This is a genomic window from Stenotrophomonas maltophilia group sp. SKK55 (assembly GCF_057179845.1).
The window spans coordinates 436,930-457,146 of record NZ_JBXUHP010000059.1; the positions used below are offsets into that span (position 1 = coordinate 436,930).

At 61.4% G+C, this 20,217-nt stretch carries 22 protein-coding genes; 13 read left to right on the forward strand and 9 right to left on the reverse strand.

Annotated features, from left to right (window positions below):
* The first annotated feature begins 7 nt into the window (after nt 1-7).
* Nucleotides 8-1,069, forward strand: a complete 1,062-nt coding sequence (locus tag AC2A1N_RS20115; RefSeq protein ID WP_242892701.1) for an XdhC family protein — start codon at nt 8-10, stop codon at nt 1,067-1,069.
* Nucleotides 1,045-1,671: a nucleotidyltransferase family protein gene (locus AC2A1N_RS20120; protein ID WP_242892699.1), complete on the forward strand. Its 627-nt coding sequence runs from the start codon at nt 1,045-1,047 to the stop codon at nt 1,669-1,671. Before AC2A1N_RS20115 ends, AC2A1N_RS20120 begins: the two co-directional genes overlap by 25 nt.
* 104 nt (nt 1,672-1,775) lie before the next feature.
* Here the strand turns inward: AC2A1N_RS20120 and AC2A1N_RS20125 are convergent, their stop codons facing one another.
* The 7 genes from AC2A1N_RS20125 to AC2A1N_RS20155 form a co-directional block, all read right to left on the reverse strand.
* Nucleotides 1,776-2,246 carry a hypothetical protein gene (locus AC2A1N_RS20125; protein ID WP_242892697.1) on the reverse strand — a complete coding sequence of 157 codons (471 nt, stop codon included), beginning with the start codon at nt 2,244-2,246 and terminating at the stop codon, nt 1,776-1,778.
* The gene (locus AC2A1N_RS20130; protein WP_242892695.1) at nt 2,247-2,603 is read right to left on the reverse strand and encodes a hypothetical protein; all 357 of its coding nucleotides are present in this window, start codon (nt 2,601-2,603) and stop codon (nt 2,247-2,249) included. It lies immediately after the preceding gene.
* Nucleotides 2,604-3,060: 457 nt separating this feature from the next.
* Nucleotides 3,061-3,816, reverse strand: a complete 756-nt coding sequence (locus AC2A1N_RS20135; protein ID WP_242892692.1) for a tetratricopeptide repeat protein — start codon at nt 3,814-3,816, stop codon at nt 3,061-3,063.
* Between the two features lie 397 nt (nt 3,817-4,213).
* Complete coding sequence (locus tag AC2A1N_RS20140) at nt 4,214-4,612, reverse strand: hypothetical protein (protein WP_242892689.1); 399 nt, start codon at nt 4,610-4,612, stop codon at nt 4,214-4,216.
* Entirely contained in the window at nt 4,593-5,054 is a 462-nt protein-coding gene (locus AC2A1N_RS20145; protein ID WP_242892686.1) for a hypothetical protein, read from the reverse strand. The genes AC2A1N_RS20140 and AC2A1N_RS20145 overlap by 20 nt, the downstream gene beginning before the upstream one ends.
* A gap of 78 nt (nt 5,055-5,132) precedes the next feature.
* Nucleotides 5,133-7,433 carry a TonB-dependent siderophore receptor gene (locus tag AC2A1N_RS20150; RefSeq protein ID WP_242892683.1) on the reverse strand — a complete coding sequence of 767 codons (2,301 nt, stop codon included), beginning with the start codon at nt 7,431-7,433 and terminating at the stop codon, nt 5,133-5,135.
* 297 nt (nt 7,434-7,730) lie between these two features.
* Nucleotides 7,731-8,603 carry an AraC family transcriptional regulator gene (locus AC2A1N_RS20155; protein WP_242892679.1) on the reverse strand — a complete coding sequence of 291 codons (873 nt, stop codon included), beginning with the start codon at nt 8,601-8,603 and terminating at the stop codon, nt 7,731-7,733.
* Between the two features lie 556 nt (nt 8,604-9,159).
* Between AC2A1N_RS20155 and AC2A1N_RS20160 the strand changes: the two genes are divergently transcribed.
* Nucleotides 9,160-9,486, forward strand: a complete 327-nt coding sequence (locus AC2A1N_RS20160; protein WP_242892676.1) for a zonular occludens toxin domain-containing protein — start codon at nt 9,160-9,162, stop codon at nt 9,484-9,486.
* 958 nt (nt 9,487-10,444) lie between these two features.
* On the opposite strand, the gene AC2A1N_RS20165 is transcribed toward AC2A1N_RS20160, so the two are convergent.
* Nucleotides 10,445-10,903, reverse strand: a complete 459-nt coding sequence (locus tag AC2A1N_RS20165) for a DUF3693 domain-containing protein (protein ID WP_484373291.1) — start codon at nt 10,901-10,903, stop codon at nt 10,445-10,447.
* A gap of 163 nt (nt 10,904-11,066) precedes the next feature.
* On the opposite strand from AC2A1N_RS20165, the gene AC2A1N_RS20170 reads away from it, so the two are divergent.
* The 9 genes from AC2A1N_RS20170 (at nt 11,067) to AC2A1N_RS20210 (ending at nt 16,784) form a co-directional block, all read left to right on the forward strand.
* Nucleotides 11,067-11,306: a hypothetical protein gene (locus tag AC2A1N_RS20170; protein WP_484373293.1), complete on the forward strand. Its 240-nt coding sequence runs from the start codon at nt 11,067-11,069 to the stop codon at nt 11,304-11,306.
* A complete protein-coding gene (locus AC2A1N_RS20175; protein ID WP_484373295.1) occupies nt 11,303-11,473 on the forward strand; it encodes a hypothetical protein in 171 nt (56 codons plus the stop codon). Before AC2A1N_RS20170 ends, AC2A1N_RS20175 begins: the two co-directional genes overlap by 4 nt.
* The gene (locus AC2A1N_RS20180) at nt 11,463-12,212 is read left to right on the forward strand and encodes a rolling circle replication-associated protein (RefSeq protein WP_484373297.1); all 750 of its coding nucleotides are present in this window, start codon (nt 11,463-11,465) and stop codon (nt 12,210-12,212) included. Before AC2A1N_RS20175 ends, AC2A1N_RS20180 begins: the two co-directional genes overlap by 11 nt.
* 73 nt (nt 12,213-12,285) lie before the next feature.
* Nucleotides 12,286-12,582, forward strand: a complete 297-nt coding sequence (locus tag AC2A1N_RS20185; RefSeq protein WP_065198572.1) for a hypothetical protein — start codon at nt 12,286-12,288, stop codon at nt 12,580-12,582.
* A gap of 249 nt (nt 12,583-12,831) precedes the next feature.
* Nucleotides 12,832-13,062: a hypothetical protein gene (locus AC2A1N_RS20190; protein WP_484373299.1), complete on the forward strand. Its 231-nt coding sequence runs from the start codon at nt 12,832-12,834 to the stop codon at nt 13,060-13,062.
* Between the two features lie 644 nt (nt 13,063-13,706).
* Nucleotides 13,707-14,600 carry a virulence factor TspB C-terminal domain-related protein gene (locus AC2A1N_RS20195; RefSeq protein WP_484373301.1) on the forward strand — a complete coding sequence of 298 codons (894 nt, stop codon included), beginning with the start codon at nt 13,707-13,709 and terminating at the stop codon, nt 14,598-14,600.
* On the forward strand, nt 14,600-14,920 hold the full coding sequence (locus AC2A1N_RS20200) for a DUF2523 family protein (RefSeq protein ID WP_484373303.1): 321 nt from the start codon (nt 14,600-14,602) through the stop codon (nt 14,918-14,920). Before AC2A1N_RS20195 ends, AC2A1N_RS20200 begins: the two co-directional genes overlap by 1 nt.
* Nucleotides 14,917-16,101 (forward strand): zonular occludens toxin domain-containing protein, encoded by a 1,185-nt coding sequence (locus AC2A1N_RS20205; RefSeq protein ID WP_484373305.1) that lies wholly within the window; start codon nt 14,917-14,919, stop codon nt 16,099-16,101. The genes AC2A1N_RS20200 and AC2A1N_RS20205 overlap by 4 nt, the downstream gene beginning before the upstream one ends.
* Complete coding sequence (locus tag AC2A1N_RS20210) at nt 16,098-16,784, forward strand: TraX family protein (RefSeq protein WP_484373307.1); 687 nt, start codon at nt 16,098-16,100, stop codon at nt 16,782-16,784. The genes AC2A1N_RS20205 and AC2A1N_RS20210 overlap by 4 nt, the downstream gene beginning before the upstream one ends.
* Nucleotides 16,785-17,347: 563 nt before the next feature.
* Here AC2A1N_RS20210 and AC2A1N_RS20215 read toward each other — a convergent pair.
* Complete coding sequence (locus tag AC2A1N_RS20215; protein ID WP_484373309.1) at nt 17,348-17,695, reverse strand: DUF3653 domain-containing protein; 348 nt, start codon at nt 17,693-17,695, stop codon at nt 17,348-17,350.
* Nucleotides 17,696-18,123: 428 nt separating this feature from the next.
* Between AC2A1N_RS20215 and AC2A1N_RS20220 the strand changes: the two genes are divergently transcribed.
* Nucleotides 18,124-20,169: a helix-turn-helix domain-containing protein gene (locus tag AC2A1N_RS20220; RefSeq protein WP_032966756.1), complete on the forward strand. Its 2,046-nt coding sequence runs from the start codon at nt 18,124-18,126 to the stop codon at nt 20,167-20,169.
* Nucleotides 20,170-20,217 lie beyond the last annotated feature (48 nt).

A 20,217-nucleotide genomic window follows, 5' to 3' on the forward strand; every position in this document is an offset into this window, starting at 1 on the left:
CTTGCGCATGGACCGACCCGCAGCTTCGCCCACTCTGGAGGCCTCCGCCGCGGGCGGAGGGGAGCCCGGCGATCTTGCCGAGGACCTGTCCGCAGCGCCGGGCTTCCTCGCCGAAGGCAGCCCGCGCGGCGTGCTTGAGACGGCCTTGACGCACGTGCGCGCTGGGGAGCACGCCGTGCTCGCGCTGGTGCTGGAAACCGATGGCTCCACTTACGCCGGTGCCGGCGACATGGTGCTGTTCTGCAACGGCAGCCAGGTCGGCTGGCTGAGCGGCGGATGCCTGGAACCCGAGCTCGCGCGACGCGCGGAGCAGGTGAGCGCGGCAGGGCAGGTCGACTGGATCGAAATCGACACCCGCAGTGACGACGACCTGTTGAGTGGGTCCGCCCTCGGGTGCCGCGGCCGGCTGCGGATTGCGCTCCTGCCGTTGCGTGCCATGGCCGGCATCGACGACGTCATCGAGGCCTGGCTCCGCGAGGGCGTGTCACTCCAGCGCGACCTTCGCACGTCGGGGCAGGTCGTTTTCCGCGCCGGCCATCGCGAGCAGGCGTGGCAGCTGCATCCGATGGAGGGTACGCAGTCCTTTGGCGAGGGTGCGTGGCGTTTGCCGTTGCTCCGGCTTCCGCGGGCCCTGGTGTTGGGGGGCGGCCCCGAAACGCCCTTCCTGGTTCCGTTGCTGCGCGGCCTGGGGTGGCGGGTCAGCGTGGCCGAACGGCGAGCGCGCTGGGCCTCAGCAGGGCAGTGCGCGGATGCTCATCTTCAGACCAACCCTGCCGAAGCCCTTCATGGCGACCCGTGCGACGCGGCACTGGTGATGCATCACGATTTCGAACTGGACCGGGAGACGCTGGTGGCCCTGGCTGATACCAACGTCGCGTTCATTGGGCTGCTGGGTCCGCGGCGAAGGCGCGAGGACCTGTTCAAGCTGCTGACACCGGATCAGCGCCACCGCCTGTCCCCGAGACTTCGGTCACCGGTCGGCCTGGACATCGGCGGCCGAGGGCCAGAGGCGATTTCGCTCAGCATCGCCGCGCAGCTGCAGCAATGGCGAAGCGCGCACGGCAGGTGACTGACGCGCATGCGGTCGTCGTGCTGGCTGCCGGCGGGAGCACCCGACTTGGCCAGCCCAAGCAGCTTCTGACCCGGCAGGGCGAGACCCTGGTGCATCGCGTGGTGCGGTTGGCGCGGGAGCTCGCGCCAGCGCAGGTACTGGTCGTGGTGGGCGCGAACGCACAGGCGGTGACATCCAGCATTGCCGGGCTGGATGCCACCCCGGTAACCAACCACCACTGGGAACGCGGCCTGGCGAGCAGCCTGCAGGTTGCCGGCGCACACCTGCTGCCCACGGTGACTGCGGTGATGGTCGTGGCATGCGACCAGCCCGCAATCGAACGCTCCCATCTGCAGGTGCTGCTTTCGGGCGCCCGCGCCGCAGCGTCAACGTGCGCGGGCACCCGCCACGGAAATGTGCTTGGCGTTCCCGCAGTAGTGCCGCGTGCATGGTTCAACTCTGCGGGTGCAACCGGTGACCGCGGCTTCGGAGCGCGCCTGCGGCAACTTCCTGTCGATACGGTGCATGTCCTACAGGCACCGGAACTGGGCCTGGATATCGATACGCCAGAAGATCTTGCGCTTGCGCGCGATGCGGGCTGGATCGATGCCGGGAGGTGACCCGCATGATCACTGGACCAATGCCTGTCGCGCACGTGACGAGCGGAAGGACTGGAGCCCGAACCCTCGCAGCCCGCAGCCCTGTAGAGTCGAGCCATGCTCGACTACGGCACGCCACATCGCGCCCCATCAGGCACATCGCCAGCAAGAATCTGCAGCACCCGATCCAACACAACAGGCTCCGGCACGCCCGCCAGTACCTGCTCCAGGTAATCCAACGGCTCCAATTGCCATTGGAGGAGCGCCCGCAACCGCACAACGGCGGGCGCCCGCTGCTTCGCGTCCAGCGAGGCCCACAACAGCAGATGGTGCGGGCGCCTCTCCAGCCACAGCACGGGTATGCCTCGGCAATGAACCTGGAACGCGGCATCTCGATGCCGCTCGACGAACTGGAAGCCCTGTCGTGGCCGATCCTCCACGAACTGCATGGCTTGGCGGCGCAACTGCAGAAAGCGATCGCCAGGGATGCTGTGGAAACCGATAGGCGAGGGCTTGGGCGGTGCCAGCCACTGCGTCTGTGCCGCAACCACCACCACAAGACAGAGCGCGTTGGCCGCCCAGCGGCACCACGCCACTCAGCCCTCCGGATGCAGTCGGGTACTGGCGTGTGCGGTAAGGCCGATTCCGGCCATGATCAGGCCCTCCATCACGCGCGGGCCGACGTATTGCTCCAGCTCGCCGTTCTCGCGAGCGCGCTGCGCGGCCAGCAGGATCTCCAGCACCACCCGAAGACCCGCCAGCGAGCAGTCGGTATCCGCCAGGGCGATGCGTCGGCCGGGCATCTGATGGCGCTCAGGCCAGGGCTGGCCATCGGAGGCGGCGCCGGCGCCGATGCTGTGCAGCAGGGCGATGAGGGTGTTCGGGTCCAAGGCAGGACCGTTGGCGGACGCGTCGTGGATCGGGTGCGGGGCAGGGGAGTGGGGCTGGGTCATGGCGGGGCTCCTTGCGTGCATGCAGAAGCCGCCACCGATAAAGGTGGCGGACGATGCGTGGTTCGAAACCCCGTGTGTGGATGACCGGGCAGGCGCAAGGCCTCCACGCACCGCCCGCCATAGCCGACTGACGGATTGCCAGCCGGCACCGCGCGAAGCAGTGCCGGCTGGCAAGTGCGAGCAACATCCACACAACCGGGGTTTCGAATCCCGACCACCGATGCACGGTGGCAGGGCAAGGAATACGCGGACCTATGCGTGATGCCAATGCAGTAGGGCCGATGACGTCACCACTTTCAACATTTTCAGAATCGTTGCATACGGCGCAACCAGGCTGGAGCCTTGCGCTACAACGCTATCGGCGATGTCGGTGGTGCAAGCCTAGCGAGTGTCGGCATCCGCCCGGCGAGGCATTGAGCGAGGCGAATGCGACAGGATTGCCAACGGCTGCCAGGCGTCAGTAGGCCTTCAACGCGGCCTTAGTCCGCTCCAGCCATGCGGCATTGTGGCTGCGCGCATGGCGCGACCAGTGCTGGGCATCATCGATGATGCTGGCGAACAGACTGCGGGCCTGCTCGCGATCGTCGGGTTGCGGCTGCGCCATCAGCCATTCGGCGTAGAGGCAGCGTGCGGCCGCATCGTTTCCGCATTCCACGGCGCGCTCGAACGCGGCACGGGTGCCGGGCGCTTGGGCAGCCGCCAGTGCCTGCGCGTAAAGCAGGGTCTGTTCCGGCTTGCGGCCCACGTCCGGGTGGCGTGCGAACAGGCCGTCCAGCGTCTCCACCGCAAGCGCAGCGTGCCCGGACTCGAGGCGGGCACGCGCCAGACCGGTCAGGATGTAGGGGTCGTCACCCAGCGGCGAGCTGGCCGCGTGCTCGAGCAGGGTTCTGGCTTCCTCGGCCTGGCCGGCATCCAGCAGCGTCATGCCCAGGCGAACCCGGTTCTGCACGGTCGGCGTGCGCGCCAGTTCGGCACGGGCGCTGCGCAGGTCCTGGCCCGGGTCCATGAGCTGCTTGGCGGAACGGACGACCTGCCGGGCGCCGCGCGAATGGCGGACTTCCGGGAAGTAGATCGCCAGGAAGTAGACGACGCTGCCGAGCAGTGGGAACGAGAAGAGCAGGATGAGCCAGTAGAGGCTCTGGCCCGAGCGGATGGCGTGCACCGCGAAGTAGATGGCGGCCAGTACGTGGAGTCCGATTCCGATATAGGGCATGTGTGCCGCCTCGTCCTTGTGAGGGTTGGCACTATAGTGGGAGAGGGGGAGGGCGCCAATGGGGTGGGGGTAAACGGGCGTGACGCGTCACGTTAATTGAATTAAATCCTGCCGCGCGACTCGCGATAAGGGATGTTTATCGGGGGAAAGGCGAGTGCCTGCTCCTGGTCGAAAGCAGAAGTCAGGCAAACTCCTGCTTTCCTTGGTCAACAAGGCCGCAGTCGCCCTTCACACTGTCAAATCAACAGGCGGGGTGCCAGCACTCGATGCCGGCACAAGAACAAATCCGGCTCGAGCCGCCATAGGACATCTTGAAGATGATCAAGCACTGCCCCCTGGTGTACCAGCCGTTCCGGATGGCCGCAACGCTGAAAGTATCGCGTCCAGCGAAGGCTGTTCAGGGCGTTTGGACAGATTGAGACAGCAGGTTCCTCGCAACCTCTACTGCCTTCTCACGCGAAGTGGCAATATGAAGAGGGTAGCCCCAGAACTTCGAAAAGGGCACCGAAAACGCCTTGTACGCAAGGCGTTTGCTCGGATTCGGCTCGACCAGGACCATTGCCAGAACCAGCCTTCGAAGCTCAGCTTTGTGCTGCTTCATCCACAGTCCCATGCGTTTTTTCTCGGCTGGAGAGTGGTCATGTTCCTCCGATGGCGCAGTATCTGTAAGAAGCACAAAGGGCTCCCCCCGGCGCAAATTCTCCTCGAACGCTTCGAAGTCATCTCGATGCTCATGCCCCGGGCCTTGCGTGAGGTCCATCCAGACCAGGGGAAAATCAGTACTGTTCATCGACATGGACTTCTCCGTTGAGTTTGATGTGCCGCCAAGTGGATGCCACAGCGAAAAGGCCGGGCAGCGTAATAAAGAAGATTGCAGAGAAGGTGACGTGCCAACCGTCCCTGAAGCCATCGAAGACGCCTCCGAGAGTATTCAAAAGCACAAGCGCGCTTCCCAGTATCAGCGCAAGCCAGTAGGCTCTGCGGGTGGCTGAAAGTGCGAGAAGCACTGTCACGATCCAGCATCCGTAATAGGCGGGAAAAGCCCACAGCGCGTCTTGATCAAACGTGATCGCTGGCGTCGCTCCTTTGGCCCTCGCGAAGTCGTTCACGTAGAAAAACAGTTGGAAGGTGACAAAGAGAATGGCGCCAGCGGCAGTCGCTAGCCAGAATAAGGCGACGGTGTTTGGAATGCCTCCGCGCCTGGGTGTGGCGGTGGGTGAGGAAGGTTGAGTGGACATCGCGGCTTCTTCTCCGATGAACGGGTATGGATCTTGTCGTGTAAGGGGGCGAGTCGTGGAATGGCTGCAAGGGGCTGGTCAGTACTTGTAGTTCAGCGTCACCATTACGTTGCGCGGCGCGCCATAGCCGACGGTGTCGAAATCCCCCTTCTGAAGCGCGTATTTCCTGTCCAGGATGTTGTTGATGTTGATAGCCACACTGGATTTTTCCGTGATGGAGTAGCGGCCCATCACCGAGAGAAGTGCATAGGATCCCTGTTCTCCACCCAGCGAACTGGTTCCTGTGTTGGGCGCGTTATAGAAGCGGCTTTGCCATCTGAACCCGCCACCCAGGGTCAATCGGTCCCACTGACCGGGCAACCGATATGTCGTGAAAAGCTGCGCCGTCGTTCGAGGCAGCTGCGAATTCAAGCGATCGCCGGCACCGTCCTTCGCAGTGAAATGCGCGATACCCGCGTAGATGTTCCATCCAGCGGACAGTTCTCCCTGAAGATCCAGCTCGACGCCGCGAGACTTGGTGCCGTCGGCGCCGCGGTAGGCCTGTGCTCCACTGGGTGTGTATGCTCCGGCGACCGATTGTGCGGCGTTGTCCAGGTCGGTCTGGAAGAGGGCAATCGAGGCACTCAAGCGCCCGTCGAGAAGCGCCCCCTTCAGGCCCACTTCGCTTGTTCTTCCCCTGGACGGGGCCAGCACGTTGCCGTTGCTATTCCGGTACTCGGTCTGTGGATTGAAAACTCCTGTGTAGCTGGCGTAGATCGAGTACGTCGTGTTGATGTCGTAGATCAGGCCGGCGTATGGAGTGAACTCACCACTTTTCTTGTAGTGCAACGGCACTGAACCGGCCGCGTCGTCCACTTCATAGTTGCTGAGGCGACCTCCGACAATTAGTCTCAGGGGCTCACTCAGCGAGAGTCGCGTCGCACTGTAGATGCCACTTTGCTTGATTCGGGTGCGCGTCGGCGTCCTGGGCATCGCATCGAAGTCGGGCCTGCGGAATTCAGGGCTCAGCTCATAGACGTTCACCGGCGAGACGCCTGCATAGAATGGTGGGACGTCCTCCTGATCTGCCTTGCGCCGAGAGCCGGTGGCGCCGACGACCAGGTCGTGCTGTCGGCCAAACAGTTGGAAGGGGCCACTGGCCATGGCATCGAAGGTGTTCTGCCGGCTGCGTCCCTCGGATGCCAGTGCTACCGGATAGGCCCCGTTGGGGAAGAAACCCAAGCCTGTGGCACGATCAGGGCGGCCGATCAGGCCAAGGAGTTCGGCAGCGTGTTCCGCTCGATACTGATTCGCGGTGGCCTGAAACTTCCATCCATTGCCGAACAGATGCTCAATTTCGGCGAAGGCGGTTTTGAACCTATTGTTCCAGTAGCTCCAGTCCTGCGCGTAGTTCTTGGAGCGTGCATACTCCGCTTGCGTGCCATCGCTGAACCAAAGCGGCAGACCTCCCCAGGTCGATCCTTTCGGCGTGATGTCCTGGTATTCGTATCCCACACGAAATATCGTGTCTGCGGTCAGATCTGCCTCGATCACGCCGTACAGTGACTTCCTCTGCGGCCTGTAGCCGTCAAGATAGCTGTCCCCGCGTTGGTACGTTCCCACCAGGCGGGCCCGAATCCGACCCTCGGCGGTCAACGGTGTGGAGATATCGCCGACGCCGCGATAGGTTTCCCAGCTTCCGCCCCCCAACGACGCGGCCGCCGAAAAATCACGGGATGGTCGCTTGCGGACAAGGTTGATTGCGGCTGAAGGGTTGCCGGTACCTGTCAGTAGGCCCGACGCGCCACGCACAACTTCCAAGCGATCGTAGAAGGCTGTATCAACTGAGCCGATGCCGCTTCCATTGACGGTGCTGCCGACCACCGTGGGTATGCCGTTGTACTGGATGTTGTTGACCAGGAAACCGCGCGAATAGAAGCTGGTGCGCTCACTATCGGACTGATACGTGGCGATGCCTGAAGTGTTCTCCAGGGCAGCCTGTACCGAATCAAGTTGCTGGTCATCCAGACGCTGGCGCGTTATCACAGTCAGTGCCTGTGGCGTTCCCTTGAACGACAGCGGCATGCGCGTGGCGGCAGAGGACTCCTGCGTCGTATAAGAGCCGGTGCCTTCTGTGGCTGCTTTATCCTTGCGGCCAAGCACTGTAACCGTGGGCAACGCGATCTCTTCCGGAACTGCCTCTTGGTCGGCGCGCTCCGACGGAGCGGGTTCGCCTGCCAATGCAGTCGGCGTGATCACCAGGGCCAGTGCAATCGCCACGGTCAGGCGAGCGCATTGAACGGTCCGCGATCGCCTATCAGCTGGATAAGAACGTCCTACTGTGCTGGCCAGTTGTTCGATCTGGCAGTGGAAAGCATCGGCGATCAGCAAGCCGGTCATGAATAATAGTCATTCGCATTTGAGGTAGCGCATTTAACAACGAAATCCGTTGGAGAAATGGCGAACCCAGGCCAGTCTATTGTTCAGTTAGGCCAGCGGCAGGTGGGCAGGCATGCGAAGCGTCAGGCGACCAGGATCCCGGCGGCGCAGAGCGACCAGCGTCCATGCGCGGTCCTGGCCAGCTCAATCCGGCCTGAGGGACGGAAGGCCTTTGAAAAACACCTGATGGAGTGACGCGGTTCCGGGTAAGGTCGCAGCAGGCCATGGCCCGCCTTGAGCTGTAGTTGGCTAGCCCATTCAGCTCGGTAATCGGCCGTCCAAGCGGATTCCCAGCGGCGCTATTTGCGGCGCAATCATGGAACGTTCCAAAAGATATCGCCCAGGCGGCTTCCCCATCGCCTTGCGGAACATGGTCACAAAGCCGCTCGCACTACCGTATCCTAGATCCAGTGCGACCGTTTGGACGCTTTCACCTTTAGCCAAACGCTGGAGCGCGAGGATAACGTGCAACTGCCTGCGCCAACGCCCAAAGCCCATTCCAACTTCATTCTGCAGGAGGCGGCTCATGCTGCGCTCGCTCATGCCGACGCGGGCAGCCCATACGCCTTTCGTGGTCTTGTCAGCCGGGTCGATCAGCAGCAGTTCGGCCAATCGACGGAGTCTTGCATCACGAGGCATCGGCAGATGCAGATCTTCAACTGGGGCCTCCACCAGTTGGTCGAGGAGTGTAGCAATGAGCCGCTCCTCCTTACCTCCAACTTCATACTGCTCCGGAAAGTCAGCCGCCTTCAGCAGCAGTTCGCGTAGCAATGGCGATACGGCAACGGTACAACAGACTTTGGGGAGGCCTCGTGCGGCGTCGGGTTCGACAAACAGGCAATAGCATTCTGTCTGCCCAGCCCCCCTCGCCGAATGGGGAAGATCGCCAGGTATCCAGACTGCGCACTGCGGCGGAACGATCCAGACGCCGTCTTCCACCTCGCAGGTCAAGACACCCCGAACCGAGTAAATCAGTTGCGCCTTATGGTGCTGGTGGCGCCCGTTCTCCCAGTCCCGCGCCAGTGAGGTGGCAGCAACGGCTACAACTGCCTGGGAAAGGCTGTCGATGTTCGCGTGCGATGCGATATCGTTAGTGAATGTTCTTGACATGATGTGGGGATCGATAGGCAAGCGGCACTCCGTGGCCCGATTAGGAAGCGTGACTACTCAGTTGTCAATCAAGCAGTGCTCCCTTCGGCTGTGCGCTCCTCGCGGCTTTGCACGGTAGAGGCGCGCCCAATGATCGACTCTGAAGTCGCCTCGCGCATCTCAGTCTGCTCTTGAAGCCCTGCCCAGCGGAGGTGCGCCTTCAAGATCGCCCTGTTCTTTCACATGCTGCGGCCTCAACTGTCGTTCGCGGGTTGCAACGAGAGTCGGCAGACAGGCTCTTCTGACAAAGGGCATGCGCGCGTAGACCCGCGCCAACACGAAGGGCAGGGAATTAGGGGGATTTATCGGGGCGGGGGTAGGGCGGCGGTCGAATGCTGATGAGGATCGGAGCTCTAGCGACCTGGAGCAGTAGCAGCGATCTAGTAGGATAACTTCAGTCCGTTAGAACGTGATCATTTGCTAGACCAAGTCCGGTTCACGATGGCTCCTTCGTGCTGTACGACGAGGCGCATTCGGATGGCAACACTCAGGGGCTGGAGCGCTATGGCAGGCTGTTCCCGTCCACATCCACTACGAGGTGAGCAGCCTGATCGGCTCGCATACCCACATGAATCGTGCGTTTGGCATGCAGCGAGCTGGTGTTCTGGCGTGGACCCGCGTGCAGGCTGATCCTTACGACGAGCGGATACGCGACAAGGCCGAGGAAGAAATCTGGGTCTACCCGAAGAACCTCTACGACAGGTATCGCAGTGCAATGCTGCATACGGCCAGCCACAAGTTCAAGGTGCCGAAGCGAGTCTGGCAGGGCCTGTCAGTGGCCGTCGCCTTGATAGGCATACGCAGCCCGAGCTGTACTGTATGGCCTCGGGCACCACTGAGCAGGACACCACTTGCACCTGCGTAACGGAGCAGGGCACCAAGGCAAAGATTTCGCTGCCGGTATGCGTGGCTATCGCACGCGATGGCCCGGCCTACAACCCTTATCGCGCACCACGCCAGGAATCGGAGTCGAGTCAGGATCACCCAGCTCGCGGCATCGCTCAGTCCGCGCCATCTGGCGCGCCTGGGAAGTCACCACATGCACTGGTTGAGGTCGGGAAACACCCTATGGGGACGTTCCCGGAGACACCGCCTTACCCGGCCAGCTTCTGATTATCGTGACGCGTCACGGGCAATGATCTCGCGGCGAAAGAACCCAGCCTCCATCAGCAGACATCTCAGTCCTAGCTGTCGACGGCTGCTCAGCGGCCTCAATGGATCGCCGTACACCATCAAAACGCTCACTCCAGGCACTGTTTGTGCGGCCCAGGGTAAGCACGCCAATGGTTGTAAGACTCACCAGAGTCAAAAATCCGGTAATTAGCCACGGGAAATTCCAACACTTCCGCTCAATCGGCGGAAGGTACTCAGGCCGTTCGCGCTCCATACGCCCCGCCAATCACGTCCAGATTGCATTGTACTGGGGGTGTAGGGGCAGCGCCCCTACGGAAGCGCTTTACACGCGCTGACGCGGCTTTGGCCCACGACTCATGTAAACCACATTGGACGTCTCGGCGTCGGGGCCGGGATCAGGCACGCCGAACCGTCGTTCTCGGCAAATTCTGAGTGCTTCGGCTAGGTAGATCACGATGGATTTCGCCGTGCTTGAAGCTTTCCGTGTAACTGCAGCCCGGGGAGCTGCCTCAGCCATCATCAGCCGCCATTCCCGCGCGATGTTGCAGGTCAGGGGCCACTAGGTCATGTCGCAAGGTTCCAGCTGGTGACCCTCAGGCGTAAACATGTGCCCAGCTTGGAATCCGAAACCGGCCCAAGGGCCGGTCAGGTCGATGCGATCATGGGGATCGATCTTGCATGCTGCAATCTCATCCTTGTCGGGGGAGCCAGCAGGGAGGCAAGAGCCAAGCCAGAGCCGGGGCCATTGCCAAGCGGAGCCCACGAACTGGATCACCCCCGATACAACATTGCGCATAATGTATATCGTGCAAGGCTTTACCTGGCTGCGGCATTGCCTGGACATCACGGGGCAGGGCGAAGCCAACTGCCAGCATCACCGCCATTGCGGTCGCCGCCAGTCTCTTCCAGAAGTGTCGCTCCGGCGAGGTCTGGGCCTCTGACTTCATGATCTGGATTGCCGCCTTCTCCGGCTGCGGATGCCCTTGAATCTTCAAGCATTCCGCGACAACCCACACTTGAGGAACACGCTTCCCGGTGCGGTAGTGAGAAATGGCGCCGTCGGAAATGCCGAGCTTCGGAGCGAGCTTCGCAAAGCTCTCGACGCCTGCCGCCTGCCGCGTTTTCTCGAAAAACTCCACCCAGTCCATGACCGTCTCCACCCGTTGACTACGGGCGAAGACTACAGGTGTTGACGGCTACGGGTGTAGCCGGTTATGGTGCGCCCCATCGACTACGCCTGTAGCCGATACCCCCGGTCGGCACCCCAAGGCCGCCCGGGGGCCCCTTGGGGCTTGGGGAGGGGTAGGGCACATGGACGCACTTGTTCTCGCCGTGCTGCTGGGGTGTATCGCAGCCGTGTCGTTGGGGTTAGCTAAATTCGTGACGTGGTGTGTTGATCGGCGTGCGTTCTCCGCTGGTCGCGCTGCACGCGAAAGCGAGTTCATTGCTCAGTCGGTCGCTGAGCTGCGCCGTCTGGAAATCGAAGCTACGAAGCGCGGCAACCTGCTTGCCGCAGCCGAGCTTGCCGACGAACAGGAGCGCGTCGCATGAGCAGGTACCCGTCATTCGCCGAGCTGGCGGAGTTCGATATGGGCCTTGCGGCACTCGTCGCCTTTGTGGCCGTGGTACTCGGGTTGGCGATCATTTCCATAGTCATTGAGCAGGCGTGGCTGGCACTTCGTCACTGGTTCAAGCGGCGGAAGGGCGATGGCCGATGAACAGTCATTTCCCCAACAGTCCGTGCTACCTGTGCGGGGGCAGCCTACAGATCCTCCGAGCATCGGATGCGACGCTGAATTGCTGCACCAGCTGCGGCGCGTTGATTACCAGGCGCAGGGATACGCCGAGCTACTCCAGCGCGTTCCCTGGCAGCAGTTCTGGACGCTCACCTTCAAGCTCAGCAAGACCAGTCGAACAGGCGGCATGCACGAGGAAGCGGCTGATAAAGCGTTCCGCTACTTCGTCAGCTGCCTTAACCGCAGCATCTACGGTCCCAAGTGGGCATCGCGTTGGCACGGCGGCATTCAGTGGGCGCGAGGGCAGGAGTTCCATCGCGATGGTCGCTTGCACTTCCACGCCGTTGCAGCTGCACCTACCGATGACCTCAATCGCCTCGCCAGTCGTTACGAGTGGCACGAATGGTGGTACCGGGAGTTCGGTCGCAATCGCATCGAAGCGCCGCGCAGCCAGGCAGACATTACCGGTTACGTAAGCAAGTACGTCACGAAAGGGGGTGTGGTCGATTTCTCGCGGAACTTCGGGGCATGGAACCCGCCGCCCATCGACTACACCCGCCGCCCAGAGCAAGACGCCTTGATCGCAGGTGACAGCAAGACGCGATCCGACCGGCCAGGGCGACACCTGGTCACCGGGCGGACTGATGCAAGCATCGCGCAACGGGGCAACAAGCGGTCCACCACGTCTCCCTGCGGGGGGGTAGGGGGGGACTTAGCTTGACCCCACAGTACCGCCCGAAATTTGCCAACGACGAAACGACAACGCTAATCAAATAGACCAAGGAATCGAACCCATGAACGCTCCGAAGATCACGATCAATACCGCCGTCGAAACCCGCACCGTGACCACCAGCAAGGGCATGCAGAAGCCGATCTACAGTCAGCGTGCAACGCTCGAAACCGAAGCCATGCGCATCCAAATCGAAGTCGAAGTCGATGGCCTGGATAAGGGCTATCCGGTTGGCGCGGTGAAGGAGTGGGACCTCACCACGGACCTGGTGCCGGGCCGCTTCGGTGTGGAGCTCGCTCGCCGCATGACCTTGGTTGATCCGGTAGGCGTGAAGGCGCAGCCGGCTAACAAGGCGGCCTGATCATGTCCGGCCCGGCACCTCTCTACGTGGTCGGTTGCGCTGCTGAGAAAGTGCAGCAGGACGGCACGTGCTCGGTGCCGGTCTGGATGCCATACCACCAGCCAATTCTGCCTCCCCTGGATTTGGCCGATGGGACCCTCGTTGCAGGAGCGATTGTTTTGTCCTGGGCGATTGGGTTGAAGGCGCGCCTCGTATTCCGCGCTGCGCGCATAGGGGTCTACTGATGACGAGGAAACCGCAATGAAGCACATGAACACCCTGCGCCGTTTTGGCGCCTCCACCCTCACCAAGATCGGCGCCGGTGCCGGTGCCCTGGCCGCATCGGGCGCAGCCCTGGCCTCCGGCAGCACCTCGCCCGGCGCAGCCATCGCTGCCGAGGTCGCGAAGGGCAACGCAGACATGGCAATCGTGATCGGCGCCATCGCCCTGCTGCTCGGCATCTTGGTCGTGTGGGCGTACACCAAGCGAGCCGCCAAGTAACGCCGTGCAACGCGGAGCAGGGGGCGCGCGGAAACGTTCGCCCCCTTTTTATTGGGAGAAGGGATCATGGGCTACTTCGTCATCGTGGCTATCTGTGGTGCATGCTGGCTCGCGTTCGAGGGTCTGTAATGAACTGGTTAGCGCGTGTTTTTGCCAGGGCATTGGTACGGCGAACCGTCTACGCTTTCATGGCGCTTCTGCTCGCGTGGGCCGGCCTTGGACACGCTGAGGCGCAGACAACCAAGAATTGCAGCATTGACGGCACTAATTGCACGCCGGCCGAGGCATCAGCGCAATGCAATGCCTTTGTCATTACGGGCAATTCGAGCATTCCTGGCGGCGTCACCCGCAGGGAGTGTCAAATGTCGTCCGGCCAGACGACGGGGCGTTTCGTGCTGGTTTACTGGGGGCTAAATTCTCAGGGCAAAGAGGTCGGTCAGTTCTTGGGAGGCACGTGGTACTGGCGGAATCAGTGTTCTAGCGAGCCGAGCAAGACCACCCCATTCTTTCCTCCGAGCGGGTCTGTTAGGTGCATAAGCAACTGCGAAGTTACCTATCGTCAGAACGAAGACGACACGACTACGTACAGCCCCAATGGGCGGGTATGTGATCGGAAACCAGACTGCGCGGCTCAGGGAAAGAACATGGTCTGGAACGCCATGCTTGGCGTTTGCCAGCCCGTTGAGCCGGAGTGTCCACCGGGCAAGGTTATGGTCGGCAATACCTGCGCTGATGAGAAGCCCTGCCCGGATGGCATGGCGCTCGTCAATGGGTCGTGCAAGAAGGAGGACAACGAATGCCCGTCCGGCATGATTCGCAGCCCATTGGGCAATTGCATTCCGGGTGACGGCCAGTGTGCTCAGGGTGAGGTGCGCGGCCCGGACGGAACCTGCAAGCGGGATAGCGACAACGATGGCGACCCTGACCCGACCGGGCCAGATGATCCGGAGACGTTTAGCGGTGGCGACGCCTGTAACGCGCCGCCTTCGTGCAGTGGTTCTCCGATCATGTGCGGGCAGGCCCGCATCCAGTGGCGCATTGACTGCAATACGCGCAGGAATAACAACATCAGTGGCGGACATTGCTCGCAGTCTGGGATGCCCGTCTGCACGGGTGAGAAGTGCAACGCAATGGAGTACGCGGGGCTGTTGATGCAGTGGCGTTCTGCGTGTGCGCTGGAGAAGATGGCGGGCGAGAAATCGGAGACGCCTGGCTCCAGCAAGACGGATGCGAACGGGAACGGTGTGCCTGATGCGCTGGAGGGGAGGGGGGAGGTGACGGGGGTCGGCGACAACGCGGCAGATATCGCTAGCGCCAAGAAGTGGGGCATCGGGCTTTCGACGGACAGCCTTGATACCAGCAACATGTTCGGCGGTGCTGGAACGTGTCCCGAGCCTCCCGCGATCACGATCATGGGCAAAACGGTTACTTCGGCGGATTTCCCCCACTTCTGCCGTATTGCCGCAATCCTTCGCGCATTGATCCTGATTTTTGGTGCCTACTCTGCGATTCGAATTCTCATGGGAGGCATTTTCTGATGGGCATGATCTCTGACTGGATTACAGATGCAACAACGTCGCTGGTCGGCAAGCTGAAGGATGCTGCGGCCGGGCTGGTGGGCAAAGGGCTTGCGACTTTCGGCTTGACCACGGTCACCTTCAATGCGCTATTGCCCAAGCTCAAAGAGTTCGTCATGCAGTTTATTGGCGGAATCGACGGTCCCGCATGGCAGATGCTCAACTATCTGGGTGTCGGCATTTGTTTCTCAATGATCTTCTCTGCATTGACGGTTCGCATGGCTTGGAAAGTCTTCATTGTTCCCAAGGCTGTCGCTGACCAGCTGGGGGCGGGCTCATGATCTACTGGTATACCGGCCAACCCGGACACGGCAAGACGCTTCACGCCATCGAGCGCCTACTTGAGTTCAAAGACCAGGGGCGCATCGTATACGCATGCAACATTCGCGAGTTTGACTACGCGAAGACTGGCGTTTTGGAAATGACGCCGGAGCAGTTCCGTGACTGGCCTAACTTCTTGCCTGATGGCGCGGTCGCCCTGGTCGATGAGGCGTATGAGCACGGCATGCTTCCGAAGCGGCCAGCCGGTGCGAAGGTTCCACACCACGTGGAGCAACTTGCCAAGCACCGGCACAAGGGCTTGGACTTCATTTTCGTAAGCCAATCCCCCGACAAGCAGTGCGATCAGTTCGTGCATGACCTGATCGAGCGCCACGTACATGTGCGCCGCCGCTTCGGAACGAAGTTCGTGCACCTCCGCGAGTTCGACAGGTTCGAGGCTCGGGCCGAGAAGGCGACGCCTCTGACGATCAAGCGCAAGACGCTCCCGACGCGTCCGATGGGCATGTACAAGTCTACTGAGCTCGATACCACCGAGCGCAAGATTCCCTGGTACTACATCGCGCTACCTGTTCTCGCCGTAGTTGCAGTGGTGATGCTGTACGTGGCGTTCGGGCGAATGGACAAGCGCATGAGCGGCGGCGACCTTCCCGCGCCAGGTAGTGCCAGCGGCGTCAGCGCTCCGCGCGACGGAGCGTTAGCGACGGCGGGCGGAGCGGTGGCGGCCAAGCCGTCACAACCTCTCAAGGATTACGTCGACAAGTTCTTACCGCGCGTCCCATCTCAGCCCTGGAGCGCGCCGGTATATGACGACGCGCTCAGTGTTCCCAGCGAGCCACCGCGTGTGTTCTGTATGTCATCGTTGGGTGGCCAGAATGGTCTCGGTGGTCATGACGAGCCCAGTTGCAATTGCGTGACTGAGCAGGGCAGTCGTTACGACCTTGACGAGCCGACGTGCCGTTACGTTGCTCGGCGTGGCCAGTACGAGCCGTATCTGCCTCGACGTGAGAACAGGCTTGTGGATGGCCATACGCAGATCAACCGCGCCCTGGATCAGATCGAGCAGCGGGGCCAGGGCGTAGCCATTGAGCGACAGCCTCGCGCAATGGGGAGCTTTCCCGAGTCGCCGCCGATCCCAACTGGCACCTATATGACAACGCCAGCTGGGGAGAATCGGCTATGACCAGCGGTGGACGTGAACTGCTCAAGTGGCTTGCCCTGGTGCTGATGACCGGCGATCACGTTGTGACGGTGTTTGGCTTGGGTCACGTGCCAGTCGTTTCCCAGCTCGGTCGCGTTGCGTTCCCCGTGTTCGCCCTGGTCATGGCTTACAACCTGGCGCAACCTGGCGCCGATGCGGGCAAGTCTGCTCGGCGCCTGGCGCTTTGGGGCTTGGTTGCCACTCCCGCGGCTGTGCTGGCATTCGGCCAGGCGTTGCCGCTCAACGTCCTGCTGACGTTCGCCGCCGCAGCCGGCTGCATATGGGCCCTGGAACGCCGTCAGTGGGCGCTGGCGGCGTTGCTGTGTATCGTGGCCCCTGTCGCCCTCGACTACACCTGGCCCGGCGTATGGCTCGTTCTGGCGGCCTGGGCGTGGTTCAAAAATCATGGAAGGCGCATGCACTGGTTGCTGGGCTCCTGGGACTGGCGCCAGCAACGGCTTTACCTGGTGCTGCCGATCTGGGTGTGGGCATGCATGGGCATGCTTTGCCTGTACAACGGCAACGGCTGGGCATTATTGGCCCTGCCTGCCATGGTCCTGGGCGAACTGCCGGCACGGATTCCACGATCAGGCCGGGCCTTCTACGCCTATTACGTTGGCCACCTGGCGTTCTTGGTCGTGCTTGTGGCTATAGTCGGCGCATGAGCAAATTCTTCGACCTGCATTACTGGTTTGCCAGGTGGATGGACCGCGCGTTCAACCGACGCTAGCCTTGTCGGTGTAATCAAACCTGACAGGGGTAGGGTATGGATATCCGCGCTGGCTTCCTTTTCGCGCTTCTCGCGTTCGCTTTGCCCGCCGCAGCGCAGCTGCAGTCGGCTACCGGCCCCAGGCCGAAGCCTCTCCCAGCGGCCCCGAAGCCTGCTTATAACTCGATGTCAAAGACCACCACGCCGCTCAATTGTCACGAATTGGCCTGGCCGAACCACCCGCACCCGGGCGTAAAGACGTACTGCGAGCACCTCGAAGCCCGTCTGCTTTCAGATGAGGCGCGCCGCGCCGGTCGCCCTGGTCCTTCCGATAGCGTCGTCGGGCTCCCTTCGCTCGGGTCCGATGCGGCTAGGCGCTCAGGACTCGCCTGTATTGGCGGTCAAGCCTTCCGAAGGCTCTCAAACGGATGGGAACAGGTTTCTTCGCCCGCAGGCGGCTGGCAACGCTGCCGAGAGCAGTGATCCGGGGTGTAGGGGCAGCGCCCCTACGGAGTCGCCTTACACGCGCTCGTGGCGCCTTGGCCCCGGTGCCGGTAGGTCTGCCGCTGGTGGTGCGGCGTCAGCGCCAGCCATCGCCACCGCCGAACGCTGTTTGCGCTGGCTCACAACGTCCCGCAGATTGACGACAGTGGCAGGATGATGGCGAATGCCGGCGTCGCGATTGCGCACATTTCTGGAACTGTCGATCGACGGCGACGAGCGGGCAGCTTCCATCATCCGGCGCCATTCCTGCGCTTGGCAGGCGGTGAGCGACAGCCAGGCCAGATCTTCGGGCAGCAACTCGCGGCCTTCGGGCGTGATCAGACGATCACCGATGAAAGAAAAACCGGCCCAGGGGCCGGTCAAGTCGATACTGATTGACGGGGACGATGTCCCCCATCTGCAAGCCATTGATTCTTATAGTTTGGCGACATGGATTGGGTGAACTGTCCGTAGTTCGAACTACGATAAATGCGCCCCGTTCTTAGTGAACTACGGAAAAAGCGCCCCATCGTCCGCGAACTCCGGAAAAGGTGTCCCGCTTGCGCTAGAACCCCGGGCAATGTGCCCCAGATTTCGCGAGAGGGGGCTCAATTGAGCGAGTGATGCTGGCCGGCGGCACCTTCCTTCTCCCGGGTGCTAGGTCCGTCGGATCATAGAGCTGCTCCTCGTGGCGCTCTATTGTTGCCGAGTCTGACGCTCTTGAACGGCGCAATCGACAGCAGAGTGGACAGTCGGTGGCTGGAACGCGATATTCATCTCCAAGGAACGCCGTAAAAGGCAGGGAGGGGGAGATGCTGGACGGGTGGATCGGTACCGAAGCAGGAGAGCTTTCAGACGAGTCCGCGGTTGAGATCATCAAAAACTGGATGTCGCTCTCGTTACAGCGATCCGAGGGCATCTCGGATATCCATGCAAAGACAGGGATACAGAGGAAGCGACTCGTCAAGCTCTTCAGCTTGCATTGTCAAGACACTCCTCTGCCAGAGGAAATCAAAAAGATCTCCGCCGCTACCGGCTATCCTGCCCACGATCTTGTAGTACAGGCGGCCGACTACCTTTGCCCAACTGTGCTGGACCTCACTCCTTCAGAAAAAACGGTTGTACTTCCCCGAGCATCGCGCAATGCGCTGAAGCTTTGGCTCCGCTCCGCGCGCCGCGATAATCCAAGAGGCCGCTTAACCCAGATGGAGCTGGCGGACCGCATAGGACGATCGCATATGTCAGTGGCAGCATGGGAGAACCCGGGAATCAGCAGAATTCCTAAGTACAAGGATATCTGTGCCATCGCTGAGGCATGCTGCGTTGAACCCCCTGGTCCCGATTTCGACGTGCGCCAGGGGCGGGCCATTCAAGCTGAAGTGATAGCGTCCATGGCTTCTCCGACGGATCTATACGAGGAGATTCTATTCAACGGTTGTCTGTTAAGCCGGCGCGCGCATGCGCCCTCCCATGCCGAGCGAAATGCGCAGGTCTTCAGGGCCCGCTATGGCGGGCAGGGAGATTCCGAGAGCACATTGAGTGCCATAGGGGAGATTCATGGAATCACCCGCGAGCGCATCCGTCAGATCGTGGACAAGCAGCTGTCCTTCCTTCCGACGACCACCGTCCTAACAGCGCAGTTCGATGCACTAGCAGAGGCGTGTCAGGAGCTGGGAGCTGTTGCAGTTCCAGAGGCTGAAGAGCGGTTGCGGAGTCTCTTGGGTGGGACACTGAGCTTGCAGGGCGCAATTGACTACGGGCGCGAGGTGCTCGGGCGATCTCTTCCCGTTCAGATCATTCAGATCAAGAAGGGAGATCCGGTGGTCCTTCCTGGGCAGCTGCCCACGTGGTTTGTGGCGGGGATTTCGCAGTCCAAGGCGGCGATCCGGCATTGTGGTGCCGCCCAGATCAATCTCGTCTGGGCCTTGACCATGCGCCAGCACGGAGATTGGATCGCTCCTGATGAGTTCCGCTCAATCATCGCTCATGCCCCAGGATTCGAGTGGGTCGATGACGATCAAGCCTGGTATTGGTTTGGTGTTGACGGGAGCGCGAATCGAGTCGTGAACCGGGCGATCGATATCCTCTCCAATGCAAAGGGTGCACTTGACATCGAGGTCATTTATAGCGGCGTAACACGCTATTCACGTGGCGCCTCATCTGATGTTGCAGAAGATGCCGGCATTTGGCCGCCAATGGAGGTCGTTCAAAGGGTTCTCGCCAAGACGCCTGTTCTAGTCTGCCAACAAGGCGACGACTTCCGGCTGGCTAACCCTGGTGCGCCTCGTGAGGGCAAGAAGGGAGTTGCACAATCAATCGTTGAGGAACTCAAGCTTCGAGGCGGGCTGGCCTCTCGCAGCGAACTTCATCAATCATTGGTCGTAAATCTTGGACTCAACGCCATCTCCTTCTCTGTTGCCTTGGCTTGCTCGCCCCTCTTGCGCCAAGTTGATCGAGGCATCTTTGCAATTCGAGGCTGGCCGATTAACGCTGCACGCCTGACCGAGGCGCAGGGCCGGGTAGGAACTAGTAGTGGACCACTGGTCAACCATCGGGAGGTCAGCGTCTCCAGCTCCGGCGACGTTAGCTGGGTCAACACGGTTAGCAAGAGCTCGCTGAGTAACCTCTACGCCGGCGTGCCCGCCAAGGCCTTCCTGCATTTGGGAGAGGGCGACTATGATGCAGGTGGCATCATGCTCACACTGACCGAGACCAGGATGGTTGGCTTGATCAAGTATGTGGTTTCGTTGGGAGGCACTGCCGGGACGGCATACAAAGTAACCGCCAATGGCAGGACCAGAAGGGCGCTCGTCGAAGTCATGGGGGCGACAGAGGATGAGTTTGAAGAGGGTAACTGAAGCTCACTCAGAGGTTGCGGCCTTACCAATCGCTCTCGGAAACAACAT

Excerpts from the sequence above, each read along its gene's own strand:
- AC2A1N_RS20180 (WP_484373297.1), top strand. The coding sequence starts at position 11,463 with ATGGCCGATGAACAGTCATTTCCCCAACAGTCCGTGCTACCTGTGCGG.
- AC2A1N_RS20220 (WP_032966756.1), top strand. The coding sequence starts at position 18,124 with ATGCTGGACGGGTGGATCGGTACCGAAGCAGGAGAGCTTTCAGACGAG.
- AC2A1N_RS20120 (WP_242892699.1), top strand. The coding sequence starts at position 1,045 with ATGGCGAAGCGCGCACGGCAGGTGACTGACGCGCATGCGGTCGTCGTG.
- AC2A1N_RS20200 (WP_484373303.1), top strand. The coding sequence starts at position 14,600 with ATGGGCATGATCTCTGACTGGATTACAGATGCAACAACGTCGCTGGTC.
- AC2A1N_RS20140 (WP_242892689.1), bottom strand. The coding sequence starts at position 4,612 with ATGTCGATGAACAGTACTGATTTTCCCCTGGTCTGGATGGACCTCACG.
- AC2A1N_RS20185 (WP_065198572.1), top strand. The coding sequence starts at position 12,286 with ATGAACGCTCCGAAGATCACGATCAATACCGCCGTCGAAACCCGCACC.
- AC2A1N_RS20150 (WP_242892683.1), bottom strand. The coding sequence starts at position 7,433 with ATGACCGGCTTGCTGATCGCCGATGCTTTCCACTGCCAGATCGAACAA.
- AC2A1N_RS20175 (WP_484373295.1), top strand. The coding sequence starts at position 11,303 with ATGAGCAGGTACCCGTCATTCGCCGAGCTGGCGGAGTTCGATATGGGC.
- AC2A1N_RS20130 (WP_242892695.1), bottom strand. The coding sequence starts at position 2,603 with ATGACCCAGCCCCACTCCCCTGCCCCGCACCCGATCCACGACGCGTCC.
- AC2A1N_RS20165 (WP_484373291.1), bottom strand. The coding sequence starts at position 10,903 with ATGGACTGGGTGGAGTTTTTCGAGAAAACGCGGCAGGCGGCAGGCGTC.
- AC2A1N_RS20210 (WP_484373307.1), top strand. The coding sequence starts at position 16,098 with ATGACCAGCGGTGGACGTGAACTGCTCAAGTGGCTTGCCCTGGTGCTG.
- AC2A1N_RS20195 (WP_484373301.1), top strand. The coding sequence starts at position 13,707 with ATGGTCTGGAACGCCATGCTTGGCGTTTGCCAGCCCGTTGAGCCGGAG.
- AC2A1N_RS20135 (WP_242892692.1), bottom strand. The coding sequence starts at position 3,816 with ATGCCCTATATCGGAATCGGACTCCACGTACTGGCCGCCATCTACTTC.
- AC2A1N_RS20145 (WP_242892686.1), bottom strand. The coding sequence starts at position 5,054 with ATGTCCACTCAACCTTCCTCACCCACCGCCACACCCAGGCGCGGAGGC.
- AC2A1N_RS20170 (WP_484373293.1), top strand. The coding sequence starts at position 11,067 with ATGGACGCACTTGTTCTCGCCGTGCTGCTGGGGTGTATCGCAGCCGTG.
- AC2A1N_RS20205 (WP_484373305.1), top strand. The coding sequence starts at position 14,917 with ATGATCTACTGGTATACCGGCCAACCCGGACACGGCAAGACGCTTCAC.
- AC2A1N_RS20115 (WP_242892701.1), top strand. The coding sequence starts at position 8 with ATGGACCGACCCGCAGCTTCGCCCACTCTGGAGGCCTCCGCCGCGGGC.
- AC2A1N_RS20190 (WP_484373299.1), top strand. The coding sequence starts at position 12,832 with ATGAACACCCTGCGCCGTTTTGGCGCCTCCACCCTCACCAAGATCGGC.